The organism is Pedobacter sp. KLB.chiD (assembly GCF_047040275.1).
Lineage (GTDB): Bacteria > Bacteroidota > Bacteroidia > Sphingobacteriales > Sphingobacteriaceae > Pedobacter.
Map to the genome: position 1 here is coordinate 2,681,751 of NZ_CP178207.1, position 13,475 is coordinate 2,695,225.

The window sequence follows — 13,475 nt, forward strand, 5'->3', positions numbered from 1 at the left end:
ATGAGCGAAAGAAAAATAAAAGATATATTCGTTAACGGCCCCATAACACCCGCTTTCATAGCCGATAGCATTGCCAAACATAATAGCAAGACGGCTATTGGTGGCCATAGTATTTTTATGGGCCAGGTGAGAAAAGATGAAATTGACGGCAAATTTGTCGCCGCGATAGCCTATACTGCCTATGAGGAACTCGCCCTTGAAAAAATGCATCAGATCAGGGAAGAAATTTTCGAACAATACCCACTCAGTTGCATGCATATTTACCATAGCTTAGGCACAGTTAAAACAGGCGAAATTTGCCTTTTCGTTTTTACCTCTTCAGCGCACCGTAAACCCGCAATAGCTGCCTGTAGTGAAATCGTAGACCGATTAAAGGCAGAATTACCAATTTGGGGCAAAGAAATATTCGAAGACGAAACCCATCAGTGGAAAGAAAATATTTAACATGGTAAACATCACAAAAAAATCCAACACCTTAAGGATTGCCATTGCAAGTGCTACCGTTAAGGTATCGAAGCAGGCAACGATTGATGCCGTTGAACAGCGCAAAATACCCAAGGGAGATGTATTTGAATTTGCCCGTGCAGCAGGTTTATTCGGGGTAAAAAAAACGAGCGACGTCATTCCGGATTGTCATCCGCTTCCCATTGAATATACGGCTATTACTTATGAAATTGTAGATCTATCCATCATTATTCAGGTCGAAGTACATACAATTTACAAAACAGGCGTAGAAGTGGAAGCGATGCATGGTGCATCCGTTACCGCTTTAACCATGTATGACATGTTAAAACCAATTGACAAAGGTGTGGAGATAGAAAACATCAGGTTATTAAAAAAATCAGGTGGAAAGTCAGACCTTAAAAATGCCAGATACCCTGAAATAAAAGCAGCTGTTGTGGTCTGCTCAGATTCTGTTTTTGAAAATAAGGCACAAGATACATCAGGCAAGGCCATTGTCTCGCGCCTGGAACAATGGGAAATTCATACGGAGAAATATGAGGTCGTTCCCGATGAAATCCATATGATCAGGGATAAAGCGACTGAATTAAGTAAAGATGGTTATCACCTGATCATTTTTACAGGAGGAACCGGGCTATCTCCGCGCGATGTAACGCCGGAAGCTATTGGACCGTTAATTGACAGGAATATTGAAGGAATTATGGAAGCTGCCAGAAGTTATGGGCAAGAACGTATGCCCTACGCCATGCTTTCTCGTGGGGTAGCTGGCTTTATCGGGGAAACATTGGCACTTACTTTCCCAGGTTCCAAAAGTGGCGCAGAAGAAAGTATGGACGCGCTTTTCCCACAGGTTTTGCATTTATTTAAGGTAATTAAGGGTGAGAAACATTAATTCACAAGGATTTATAAGCCCGTCCGGAAAACTGTAATCTTTTTAAGCAATAACTTTAATGATAAACCGGATAAAAATCCCGGGGTCAAAGATCAGGATCATAAATCGTAACGGCTGTCATTCTGAACACAGTGAAGAATCTTCCAAAGAAAAAGAATATTGTAGTGTCAGCTATGATTTTTAGTTCCGACGGAAGAATTAAGAAGATGAAAGGTCAGGATCACAGATCCTAGCGAACACCATCATCCACAATTAAATTTAAACCACAAAATTCTTTTTTGTGATCAAATTTAAGTTCTATTTTTGCGCCATGCTGCCTAAATATAAGATTTTATACTTTTTCCAAAATTCTGATACAACCATTATAGAAATTCAGCGTCTTGGCCTGGGCGATCATGCAGATGCAGAGGCGACTTACCACTGGCTTTATTTTGATAAAATTACAGGATCATTAATTAAATTATGGTTCCGATCTATGGATTCGTCTACGGAAATCGAAGAACGTTACTTTGAACAAGGTTACCTTAAATTTAATAAAACAGAAGCTACCTACATCGAAAAGCACAATTCCTCACAACAAAAACTCAATAATATGGGCAATAGGGCTATTGGGGAGGACCTGAATGCATTATTGGAAAATTATCTGAAATAATTTAAGCCAGCTCTGGCAATTCTGAGACTAAGCCAACTTTACTTAAAGGATAACGTGAGGCATGGAAATCCTGCAATAACTGATAAAATTCAGGATACCACCCTTGTTTTTGCATATTTTCTAAAAGTGGTGTACAAGCTAATATGTCTGTATCAGACTGCTGGAGTTTCTCTGCAACAAAATTAACCACATCCCAGATACCTTCTACCATAAAAAACCGAAAGACCGATAGAATTGCAGACCATTGTACTTTTTTAGTATGCAGCAAAAAAAATCGTGATATCGGGCTGCATAAGCGTTTAAATGACATGTAATCTTCTTCTGCCCCTGTTAAATTTAAGAAGCCATCACTGTAAGGCAGATTTACAATTTCTGCAGCTATTGTAGCTAAACCATGTTTATAAATACTTCCGGCACAAATAGATGATATCGATATCAGCGCCAGATGATCATAAATCCCAGGATGCATCTTAAGTTTGCCATTACGTACAAATACCAGTCCGCCTTTTTTAGCAACACCAGATTGGATATTGATAGCCGATAGACTTAAAAGTTCAAATTCATCAGCAAAGTTAAGCGCCATTACAAATTGTGCAGCCGCCATAAAGGTACCCCGATCAGGAACTTTGTTATGATTAACAGGTTCCTGAATTGAAAAAATAGAAAGTTGCAAAAATATTTAATTTGTTTGGTTCGGGCCGACTGTATCGACATCGGCAAAAGTAAAAATCCATTCAGAAAACGACAATACGGTTAGTAAATAAAAATATTCGAAACAGTAATCAGCTAGAAATGAGCAGGAAATTTTTTCAACCTTTTTGTTCATTATTGTAAACGATTAAATTAAATCACCCCAAAAAATTTTTGGCAAAAAAAAAGCAGGATTAAATCCTGCTCAAAATCTTTTGGGGAAGAATTAAACAACTCTTACTTTCACTGCATTAAGGCCTTTTTTGCCTTCTTGAACATCATATTCAACTGTATCATTTTCTCTGATTTCATCAATCAGGCCTGATGCATGCACAAAAATCTCAGATCCGCCTTCTTCTTTAATAAAGCCAAAGCCTTTTTCTGAGTTAAAAAATTTTACTGTTCCGTTTTTCATTATACTGGATGTTTTAAATTAAAAATCAAAAATAGGATTAAAACCCATAAACCAAAATTACTGACAAATAAAATTACGTTTTATCTGTAAAAAGATTTAAAACCCTAAAAATATAGCAAACATTTACAGTATAAGTGGGGCTCTGGAAAGATTGGTTACCATCAAGATTTCCCCTATCCGAGAGTCGAGTACCAGTTAATGGGATGCGATCTTAAGTTCATGCCATCACTTTCAATATGATATAAGATAATCGGCTTACTGAAATCGACAAAACGTTCTACCTGTCTGGAAAGTTTACCTAAAAAATCCATGCTTGATATGCCTTCTTTTAAATGAACATATATTACACTGCCTGTTTTAAACTCAAAGCGCTCTACCACTCCCGGCCACTCTGCTTTTATCCTGTTAAGAAAAGCTTTGATTTTGGTTTCTTCTTTTAGATTATCCATAAGCTTATCAGGTTTTTGATATATGCTAATTTAAGAAATTATTCCAAGTAAAATTAAATGTAACAGTACCTATACAATCAATTTAGCGATTGAAATTTGCTCAAACGACAAGATTCCCATTCATTTCAGAACACCTCTCCGTAAACGTCACTCCAGCGCTGGCGGGAACCACGAAGTGCTTAGCAAAGCTAATCTTAATGCTTGCCAGCAAAATAAACCTACCTGACATACAATCTGAATAGCATTGGGAATGATAATGTCTTCCATCCATATCACTACCGCAAAGCCGGGGATACAATAAAATTGCCTGCCTGATAGAAGCATTTACATGGAAATCTGATCAGGATAAGAAATAGAAAATGCAGAAAGTATAAGATCAGATCTTTTTTGGGGATCGGAGTAAAGTAAAAAAGCCCCTCAATCCTGAGCGGGCTTTTTCATAGTCGTCTATCCCTATAAGTAGGAATTTCAAAACTAACTAATGTGATTCATATTTTAGAAGGATGAATAAACTGAACAGAAGAAAAATGATCTTAATATTTTCAGTTATCTTAAAGGCAGTTAAATTCTGCTTTGATAAGCCTTTTTCAATAAATACTTCGCGTTTATCAGGTCTTTTTCAGTTAAAATATAAAAACTGATCCAACCAGATTCTTTAAAAACATGATGCACTTCTGCCTTTCCTGAAGCCAGTAGCTCTTGCTTAACCTGCCGGCTGACTAAAATATCCAATAACCCATTACTGTGTAAATGACCGATCTCCTTGTGTCTGTAATTAAATTGCATTCCGCCAAATTTATGCAGGCTCACGTTTGTCCCGTCCCAACTCAGTACCTCATTTTCAATGTCGTCAAACCAGCCTAGTCTTTCGGGGGCAGTTAGTAACATGGCAATTTTTAAACAGCTATCATAAATCAGTGCAAACAAAGGTACGCCTTTGAGGAAATTTAGCCGGTAAACAATAAACCGGAACATTATTCTTCGCTAAGGGTTTTAATGTGTTCCATTACCCTTAGATGTACGTTCCTGGTAATACTTTCGGCCCATAAATCATAATACCAGGTTGGAAAAACATGCAGCTTATACCAGCTATTTCCAATCAATGTTGTGGTGCCGTCGCCATTATTATGTAATAAAAATTGCCCGCGATCAATATCAATATGCCCCATTATTTCGGGATCTTTTGGTTGGTTAACAATATCAAAAGTTAGATTTTTATTTTCTTCGTAGGTTACAATCTTTTCATCGAAAGTGTAGCCGTTGCTAAAAATACACTTACGGCCAGCGCCGTTTTTGTATCCGGAAACCGTTGTCTGCATAGGGCTTGGCATCCCTACTCTAAAAAGCCAGTAGTGGTTTGGTTTATTGATTTTATCAAACGCGACTACATTTTTCCAGATTTTTTCAGGTCTGGCCTTAATAATCACCTCATCCGAAACCATATTTTCATAGTGATGATCTGAAATCGAATCAATTACAAAAACGGCAAACAGCAATGAAACGAAGCTTATGTTTAATGTTTGTTTGTTCTTTTTAAACATAACCTTTCCAATAAAAGCACCCGTAGTAACAAAAGCAAAAATGAGCGGCGATACGATAATCAGGCAGATGGTTCCTTCACCAAGAAAGAAAAAACTCAGTATAATTGCAAAAAAGCCGTTCAATATCGAATACCAGATCAACTTTTTACTGCTTAATTTTAAATCGCGCCAATACCATGCAGCTAATATCCCCATCAATATCGGAAGGATGATAAATTCAGAAAAAACTAAAATACCCCCACTCTCAGCCTGGAGTACAAATCTGTTTATCCCGATGATGCCAATAATTAAAAAATTGGGAACCAGAAAACCTGAAATTTTTTTACCTACAGATGATTTCATTATTTGATTTTTATAAAGCCAAATATAGGACAAAAAATATTAAACTTTCAATATTTACTGAAAATAAAAAAACTACTCAACTCCCCTGGCATTCATCGGGATGGCATAAAGCGATTTTGAAGCCGTGATGAACAGCATATTTCTCTGCCTTCCACCAAAGCAAATATTCCCACACCAGGCTTCCGGCACATCGATATGCGCAATCTTTTCTCCTGTTGGTTTGTAAATAGTCACGCCTTTTCCCGTCACATAAATATTGCCCTTATGGTCTAAAGTCATTCCGTCAGAATGCTGGTTAAGAATAAGCTGTCTGTCGGTTAATCTGGCATCGGCACCAATACGATAACGGTAGGTTTTATTCGCGTCCATATCGGCTACATACAGGAATTTCCCATCCGGAGTACCCACAATACCGTTAGGCTTAAGTACGTCATCAGCAACAACAATCGCTTCTTTTTTTCCCTTAGGTAAATAATACACTTTCTGCCCTTCAATGTCGGGCGATTTCCGTGTCCAGTAATCGCGCTGATAATAAGGATCGGTAAAATATATTCCACCTTTGGCATCCAGCCAGATATCGTTCGGACCGTTCACTTTTTTACCTTCATAATCACTAAAGAGTACCTTGATGTTCTTATTTTTATCGATAGACCAGATCTCGTTATTTTCGTCGGCGCATACAATTAAGTTTCCCTTTTTATCAAAATAAGTACCGTTTGCCCTGCCTGATTTGTCCATGTACAAACTCAGTTTACCATTAATATCGTATTTCCAGATGTTGTCATTCGGTTGGTCTGTAAAAAAAACGTTTCCCTGTTGATCAACCGATGCACCTTCTGTAAACCTGAACTGTGAGGAAATCAACTTTAAACTATCCTGAACAAATAGGTGATGTTCCGTATTTTGCGCAAAAGAAGCTAAGCATAAGGCCGACAAGACCAGAAGCGGGAAATATTTTTTCATTTTTGTTTTTTGAGTGTTTTACCAGACCTGTAAATATATCAACTTACCCGTTTCTCTTTTAGTAACATATTTAATGCATCGTTCAGCGTTCCTGCCTTTTGCACCTCACCTTCGTTTACAAAATAAATTTCGTCGGCATTTTCGATGGTGTTTAAACGGTGGGCAATAATCACCAATGTGGTTTCCTTAGAAAGTTTATTTAAAATACTGCCTAAAAGTTGCTCGGTTATGGTGTCAATATTCGCTGTAGCTTCATCAAGAATCAACAATTCAGGATTTCTAAGCACCGCACGCATAAAGGCAATCAGCTGTTTCTGTCCTAAACTGATGCCGTCTGATCCTGAAGTAATCTGAGTATTCAATCCTTCATCAAATATGGCTAAAAGCGCATTCAGGTTCGCTTCTTCAATTATTTTTGCTAATTCAGCATCAGTTACCGCTGCATATTGACTGTTACCATATAAAATGTTTTCTTTTACCGTTCCGGTAAATAAAAATGGCTCCTGCAATATAAAACCAATTTTTTGTGTCCTTTCTGCTGCAGAAAATGCCCTGATATCTTTACCGTTTAACAAAACCGTTCCGCTGGTAGGATCGTACAAACGGGAAATGAGTGAAGCTGTTGTGGTTTTCCCACCACCCGTTGGCCCGATTAAGGCATAAGTTTTGCCTTTCTCGAACCTTAAATTGATATTATGCAAGATTTCTTTACTGTCATCATAAGAAAAGTGAACGTTCTTAAATTCAAGCAGCGCACTTGAAGTAAACGACTCATTCAATGCTATTTGCTGTAAATTGCTTTCTAAAGATAAAATCTGCGAAATCCTGTCCCAACTGGCCATAGCTACCTGAAAACTGGTCCAGAGCGCAGCCAACTGCCGCAGCGGGTTATAAAAATTGGTGGTATAAGAAATATAACTCACCAATAAACCCAAGGTAAAATGACCCCTGGCAATTAAATAAATACCAAATAACAAGGTAATTAGTTGCGCAATGCCCGATAACAGTCCGTAAACAGGCACAAAAATATTGTTGGCTAAACCCGCACTGATCGCTGTTTTATAATTTTCGGCATTAGCCTCATCAAAACGTTTCCTAAAATAATCCCTACGGTTAAAGGCAATGATCACCTTAAAATTATTCAGGCTTTCCTGTATTTCGGCACTCATTCCCCCAACGCTTTTTAAATTTATGGCATTTTTTCCTTTTACCCAAGGTGATAAAGCCACAGTAAAAAGTACGATTACTACAGCAGGCGCAAGCGTAGCGGAACCTAATTCGATATTAATGGAAAGCAGGAAAATACCGGCACCGATCATGGTTACAATACTGCCGATAAACTGCATTAAGGATTGCGAGAAAAACTGGTTCAGTTTGTCGGTATCGTTATTTACCCTCGAAATCAGGTCGCCGGCCTTGTTCTGGTTAAAAAAAGAAACGGGCAATTCCTGCAATTTATTAAAAATGGCATTGCGTAGGGTATATAACATCCGCTGCCCCACTCCCCCCATTAACCTGGTTTGGATATAACCTGTTACCATGGCAATCAGATACATTACCAATAGTATACCGCCAAAAATCAGTACACCGTGGAATTGTCTGGTGCGGATATAGGTATCAACCGTATGGCCTACAAGTAAAGGCCCCAAAAGCAATAAGCCTGAATTCAACAAAATAGCAACCAGTGCCAGCCAAAGTTTTTTATGCTCGGCAGAAATCAGTTTTAACAGGCTTTTCAGCGCTTTATAAGTCGACTGTTTTTCCTGCCCCGTGCCAGGCTGGTTAAGATTGTAGTTCATAATTACTGGTACTCTGTTGTGAATGGTAAATCTGAACATATTCAGGACTGCTTTTCAACAGTTCCTGATGGGTTCCTTCTGCAATGATTTCGCCTTGCATCAGCAAGATCACTTTGTCGTAATGCGCTACAGATGCTATTTTTTGGGTAATGGAAAGCAAAGTTAAACCCGGATAATTTTGTTGGATATTTTCCAGGATCTTTTTTTCTGTGTGGGCATCAACGCGGGCCGTAAAATCATCCAGTAACAAAATCCTGGGATTTAACGCCAGGGCCCTGGCCAGCATAATCCGTTGTTTTTGTCCGCCGGAAAGGCTATTGCCTCGTTCCGAAACAACGGTGTTTAACTGATCGGGCAAAGCATTTACAAAATCTTTCAATTCAGCCGTAGCAATGGCCTTAGCCAGTGATTCGTCTGTTACTGTATCGCTAAAGGCAATGTTCTCTCTAATGCTCATGTTAAACATAATGCTATCCTGAAATACAAAACCAACCTGTTTATGGAAATCTTCTTGTTTGTACTGTTTAATCTCTTGTCCATCATAAAATACACTTCCCGCATCAGCATCAATCAAACCTGTTAAAACATAAAGCAGTTGCGTTTTTCCAGCAGCTGTAGGACCAATAATGGCCGTTCTGGAGCCTGCTTTGGCGGAAAAAGAAATTGATTTCAAAACTGGTTTTTGACCAAAGCTTAAGCTGATGTCTTTCACTTCCACATTTCCCTTTAAGGAGGAACTTAAGGTTCCGGGATGGTTAATTTCCATGGCGTTGAGTACGGTTTCTATTCTTTGGTAGGATGCCGTAGCCTGTGCAATAACGTTGCTCATAAAACCGATCACTAAAATGGGAAATATAATCAGCGTAAGATAGCTGCTAAAAGCAGTAAATTCCCCTAAAGTCATTGAATTGGTAATAACGAAATGACCACCCAGTACCAGAATGCATAAGCTAGACAAATTGGCTGTAAAAACGATAACCGGTATCAAAGCTGCAAACATCCTGAGGATGGATATGCCCAGATCTCTCGCCTTCGCATTGGCATCTAAAAACTTGTTGTATTCCAGCATCTGCGAATTGATGATGCGGATCAAAGCTGACCCCATAATACTTTCACTGATAACCTTATTCAGCCAGTCAATTATCTCCCTGCTCTTTTTAAAAAGTACTCTTACCTTGCTTAACACGTAGAAAAATGCACCGCCAATAATCGGTACTATAGCGATGATACAAAGTGCCAGTTTCCAATTGATGGTAAGCAACAGGATGCTTGCTCCAACAATTAAAAAAATAGACGAACAGATAGAAACGATAGCCTGCGAAACGAACATTTTGATCGAATCGGCATCAGCTGTAAGGTTGGTTAGCAGTTTTGATGGATTAGCCTGAATAATATAGGCATGGCTTTGCCGCGAAATCTGGTCAGATAACCTCGTTCTTAAATCTCTGGCCACCCGTTCAGAAGCATAGGTTTGTACAATGCTTTGTAAATAAGTGAAGATAAAAACCAGCACAATTGCCAGCGAAAACTGAAGCAGCGTGGATGGAAGATTAAAAGTTTTACTGGTGTAAGAATCGATACCACTGGCAATAATCTTGGGCAAAAGTAAGTTGATGCCATTACTGAGCAATGCAAACAGGATCAGCATAAAAATTAAGCCCTTATAATTTCCAAGCAAACTGAAAATGCCTGGCTTTTTGGCTTCTTTGGTTTTTTTCATATCAATGAAGATACCTTAGTTGTAGTTTCCAAATTTAGCCGAATTAATTGATATCGTTTGTAAGAAAGATATTAAAGAAGAAAGATATTTATAAACGAACGCGCCAAGTTGTTTGCTGATGATTTAAAACCAATTTGCCGTTAAACATTACTACCTTTGCAATAAAAGCCATTGGAGAAAATGGTTAAACCCAAAAACAGATGATTGAAATAGGAAAATACAACGAATTAAGGATTCTAAGCAAAACAGAAGCCGGATTAAACTTAACTGACGGCGATAAACTGGTAGTGCTCCCCTATCAGTACGTTCCGAATGGTGTAGAAATTGGCGATAACATTAATGTTTTTGTATTTATACAAAAAGATGGCCGCTTAACTGCAACTACTCAAAAAGCATATGCCGAGGTGGGCGATTTTGCTTTCTTAAAAGTGGTATCTGACGGCGATGACGGCGTTTTTATGGATCTGGGAATCGATAAAGACGTTTATGTGCCTAAACGCGAACAAAAAAGACCCATGCAAAAGGGCTACAGATATGTGGTTTACCTTTATGTAGATGAAAATAACGATCGCCTTTTGGCTTCATCTAAATTGTACGATTTTGTTGAAGAAGATGGTTTTGATTTTGAAGAAGGTGATGAAGTGAGTTTGTTGATTACCGAAGAAACCGATCTTGGTTACAATGCGATTATCAACAATACCTACATTGGTTTGCTTTACAATAACGAAGTTTTCGATCATATCCAGCCTGGTGACAGGCGCAAAGGCTGGATCAAAAAAATCCGCGTAGAGGGTAAAATCGATCTCACCCTGCAACCCAGCGGTTATGGCCATATCCTCGATTCGAAAGAGATGATATTAAAAGAACTGAAAAAAAGTGGCGGTGTGATCGAACTGGGGGATAAAAGTTCACCGGAAGACATTTACCACCGTTTTCAGATCAGTAAAAGTGCATTCAAAAAAACAATTGGCTCCTTATACAAAGAACGTTTGATTGTTCTTTCTGACGACTCGATCAGATTGTTGACAGATGAAGACGCCGAGTAATAAAAATTTTCATAGTAGGATCGCCATTTTTATCGCCTGGTTTCGCACGGACCGAAAAAAGAATGTTTACCATGGTTGGTGTGATACCAGCCAGGAGAGAAACTCCTCCGTGTTGTTCGTGCCACCGTGGCAAATACATTTTTTTATCGGTTGGTGTCGCACCGACCGGAAGAAGAATGTTTACCATGGTTGGTATGACGCCAACGGGTACAGCAGGATTTAATTCAAATTAAATTTATCGTTTGTGATCTTAACCATATTCGAAGCTGAAACGATGTTCACAATCATAATCCCGATCACAATAGCCAGAATCACCTGCAATGTAGAGTAAATTTTCGTTCCCGAGACAAAAATCCTCGAATCCTTAATCAAATCATTACCCACCTTAGATTGTATTTTAATCAGTGCCGAGAGCCTGGCCAGGGTTTGATTAACTGCGTTTTTTCCTGTCGATTCGTAAATTGTTCTTCCTTCTACTGTACTGGCTATATTTAACATTCTGGCCTCTATACGTTGCTGAACAAACAATGCTTTTTTGAATTCATTTAAATAGTTTTTCTCCTGCTTTACCAAAAAAGTAAGTTCATATTTATTAATTACTGAATCTATTTTCCGGTTATAAGCATTCATCTTTAACAGTACGGTTGAACCTTTTGCAGCATCGTTTCCGAGTAAGACTTCCTGAAGGATTGCATTTTTATGGTATAGATTTTCAGCAATAAAATATAAGTCTGTAGCCGGAACAAGCCTGTCGTTATACATGGAGATAAACGAATCGTTGATTTTCTCTACACTTTTGTCCTCTAAAAAACGGATCATCAGCGTGCAACACATGATACAGAACAGCAAAAAAGCAGTTTTCAACTTATTTTTAAGGCTAAAAGCAAATTTCATAATATAACTGGTTAGTTTCTAATTTCTCTTGGCTTCATCTTGTTTAATCGTCATCCTGACTCAATAGCTATGGGATTAATTTTAGGGTGTTTGATGAAAGAAAGATGCTGAAATAAATTCAGCATGACGAGAAACTCTAAAAATAATCCTCCTGTGCCGTTTTTGCGAAAAGCTGTGGCGCAAAATTAACTAAATATAACTCTTTTTTTGCCCGGGTTACGGCAGTATATAACCAGCGCAGAAAATCAAGATCGATCATTTCTTCGGTGAGATACCCCTGGTCGGCAAAAACAGCATCCCACTGCCCACCCTGTGCTTTATGACAGGTTACTGCATAAGCAAACTTAATCTGCAGGGCATTGTAAAAAGGATCGGCTTTTATAGCCAGCATCCGTTGCCTTTTATTGGCAATATGTTCATAATCTTCATTCAGGCCATCAAACAACCTCTTATTTTGTTCGTAAGGAAGATTCGCACTTTCTAAATTTAAAGTATCCAGCATTACCTTACAGCTAATCTGCCCTGCCGCAGGAAAGTCCATAAACTCCAAGGTAGCATCCGCAAAACGAAAACCATAACGTTCTTCTTCTCCCCTCACGCGAATCACTTTAGCCATATCGCCATTGGCAATAAAAGCAGTGTCCTCGTTCTCAGGCAGCCAGAAATAATTGTTCCTCACCACCATAATCTGATCACCACCTGTTAATTCCTCTTCACGGTAGAGCAACCTTGCCCTGATCTGCTGGTTATATACGTTGGCCGATTTATTGGAACGGCAAACGACCAACGTATTTTCCATACCAAACTTCCGGTAGGCATACTCCAGTCCCTCTACTAAACGTGCACCGGCCATGTTGTAAATGTCGGTGTAGTTTTTGGTCAGAAATTTAGGGAAAGGATGTTCAGGATTTTTGGCAATCTGGTTCCGCAGCATGGTGGCATTGGCCAGAATTCCGGATTTTTTACTCTGACGCACCACTTCCTTTAACTCAACAGACGAAACCGTCAAGGCGAATTTATCTTTTAAGTACTGTTCATTTAGTGCCGGGCTATCTAAACTTCCAACTGGGGGTAATTGAGCCGTATCACCCACAAAAAGCAGCAAACAGTTTTTGGTATTATACACAAACTCCAGCAGATCACGTAAAATCGAAGAGCCTGTTTCATTAAATTCATCAGCGATCATCGAAGCCTCATCAATGATAAAAAGCGTATTTTCGGAAAGATTTGGTGCCAGCTGAAACTGCATTTCGGGAGATGCGGCCGAACGTTTCCGGTAAATGCGTTTATGTATGGTTAAAGCTTTACGAAAAGAATATTGGCTCATCACTTTTGCCGCCCTTCCCGTTGGCGCAAGCAGTTCGCTACGCAGGTTAAACTGCCTTAACACCTTTACCAGGGCTGCTACAGAAGTAGTCTTACCAGTACCTGCATAACCTTTCAATACAAAACAGCGATACTCATCTTCCTGTTGCAAAAATACCGACATCCTTTCGCAAAACAGCATTTGCTCTTTGGTAGGCTGATGTTCGTATGCTGAAGCGATAAGCTGACTTTTATCCTGGATCATTTAGGGCTTTGATTGTAAATTTTTAAATTATAAAACCGGG

The 13,475-nt window shown here is 38.8% G+C and carries 14 protein-coding genes; 4 read left to right on the forward strand and 10 right to left on the reverse strand.

Features of this window, described 5'->3' with window-relative positions; all coding sequences use genetic code 11:
• From ACK1I8_RS10985 to ACK1I8_RS10995, 3 genes are all read left to right on the forward strand, one after another.
• Positions 1 to 444, forward strand: coding sequence for a molybdenum cofactor biosynthesis protein MoaE (locus ACK1I8_RS10985; protein ID WP_412465434.1), 444 nt, complete (start codon positions 1 to 3; stop codon positions 442 to 444).
• A gap of 1 nt (position 445) precedes the next feature.
• Positions 446 to 1,354 (forward strand): bifunctional molybdenum cofactor biosynthesis protein MoaC/MoaB, encoded by a 909-nt coding sequence (gene moaCB / locus ACK1I8_RS10990; RefSeq protein ID WP_412465435.1) that lies wholly within the window; start codon positions 446 to 448, stop codon positions 1,352 to 1,354.
• 280 nt (positions 1,355 to 1,634) lie between these two features.
• A complete protein-coding gene (locus ACK1I8_RS10995) occupies positions 1,635 to 2,006 on the forward strand; it encodes a hypothetical protein (RefSeq protein WP_412465436.1) in 372 nt (123 codons plus the stop codon).
• Between the two features lies 1 nt (position 2,007).
• Here ACK1I8_RS10995 and ACK1I8_RS11000 read toward each other — a convergent pair whose 3' ends face one another.
• The 8 genes from ACK1I8_RS11000 to ACK1I8_RS11035 all read right to left on the reverse strand — a co-directional run bounded on the left by ACK1I8_RS11000 (position 2,008) and on the right by ACK1I8_RS11035 (position 9,925).
• Positions 2,008 to 2,679, reverse strand: a complete 672-nt coding sequence (locus ACK1I8_RS11000) for a hypothetical protein (protein ID WP_412465437.1) — start codon at positions 2,677 to 2,679, stop codon at positions 2,008 to 2,010.
• Between the two features lie 243 nt (positions 2,680 to 2,922).
• A complete protein-coding gene (locus ACK1I8_RS11005; RefSeq protein WP_090982267.1) occupies positions 2,923 to 3,111 on the reverse strand; it encodes a cold-shock protein in 189 nt (62 codons plus the stop codon).
• 173 nt (positions 3,112 to 3,284) lie between these two features.
• Positions 3,285 to 3,560, reverse strand: a complete 276-nt coding sequence (locus ACK1I8_RS11010) for a hypothetical protein (RefSeq protein WP_412465438.1) — start codon at positions 3,558 to 3,560, stop codon at positions 3,285 to 3,287.
• Between the two features lie 561 nt (positions 3,561 to 4,121).
• Complete coding sequence (locus ACK1I8_RS11015; RefSeq protein ID WP_412465439.1) at positions 4,122 to 4,535, reverse strand: luciferase family protein; 414 nt, start codon at positions 4,533 to 4,535, stop codon at positions 4,122 to 4,124.
• A complete protein-coding gene (locus tag ACK1I8_RS11020) occupies positions 4,535 to 5,443 on the reverse strand; it encodes a hypothetical protein (RefSeq protein ID WP_412465440.1) in 909 nt (302 codons plus the stop codon). The genes ACK1I8_RS11015 and ACK1I8_RS11020 overlap by 1 nt, the downstream gene beginning before the upstream one ends.
• A gap of 72 nt (positions 5,444 to 5,515) precedes the next feature.
• The gene (locus tag ACK1I8_RS11025) at positions 5,516 to 6,406 is read right to left on the reverse strand and encodes an SMP-30/gluconolactonase/LRE family protein (protein ID WP_412465441.1); all 891 of its coding nucleotides are present in this window, start codon (positions 6,404 to 6,406) and stop codon (positions 5,516 to 5,518) included.
• Between the two features lie 38 nt (positions 6,407 to 6,444).
• Complete coding sequence (locus ACK1I8_RS11030; RefSeq protein ID WP_412465442.1) at positions 6,445 to 8,205, reverse strand: ABC transporter ATP-binding protein; 1,761 nt, start codon at positions 8,203 to 8,205, stop codon at positions 6,445 to 6,447.
• Positions 8,189 to 9,925 carry an ABC transporter ATP-binding protein gene (locus tag ACK1I8_RS11035; protein WP_412465443.1) on the reverse strand — a complete coding sequence of 579 codons (1,737 nt, stop codon included), beginning with the start codon at positions 9,923 to 9,925 and terminating at the stop codon, positions 8,189 to 8,191. The genes ACK1I8_RS11030 and ACK1I8_RS11035 overlap by 17 nt, the downstream gene beginning before the upstream one ends.
• A gap of 200 nt (positions 9,926 to 10,125) precedes the next feature.
• On the opposite strand from ACK1I8_RS11035, the gene ACK1I8_RS11040 reads away from it, so the two are divergent.
• Entirely contained in the window at positions 10,126 to 10,971 is an 846-nt protein-coding gene (locus ACK1I8_RS11040; RefSeq protein ID WP_412465444.1) for a S1 RNA-binding domain-containing protein, read from the forward strand.
• A gap of 219 nt (positions 10,972 to 11,190) precedes the next feature.
• On the opposite strand, the gene ACK1I8_RS11045 is transcribed toward ACK1I8_RS11040, so the two are convergent.
• Both ACK1I8_RS11045 and ACK1I8_RS11050 read right to left on the reverse strand, forming a co-directional pair.
• Positions 11,191 to 11,865 (reverse strand): MCP four helix bundle domain-containing protein, encoded by a 675-nt coding sequence (locus ACK1I8_RS11045; protein ID WP_412465445.1) that lies wholly within the window; start codon positions 11,863 to 11,865, stop codon positions 11,191 to 11,193.
• A gap of 136 nt (positions 11,866 to 12,001) precedes the next feature.
• Positions 12,002 to 13,435, reverse strand: a complete 1,434-nt coding sequence (locus tag ACK1I8_RS11050) for an ATP-dependent DNA helicase (protein WP_412465446.1) — start codon at positions 13,433 to 13,435, stop codon at positions 12,002 to 12,004.
• Between the last annotated feature and the right edge of the window lie 40 nt (positions 13,436 to 13,475).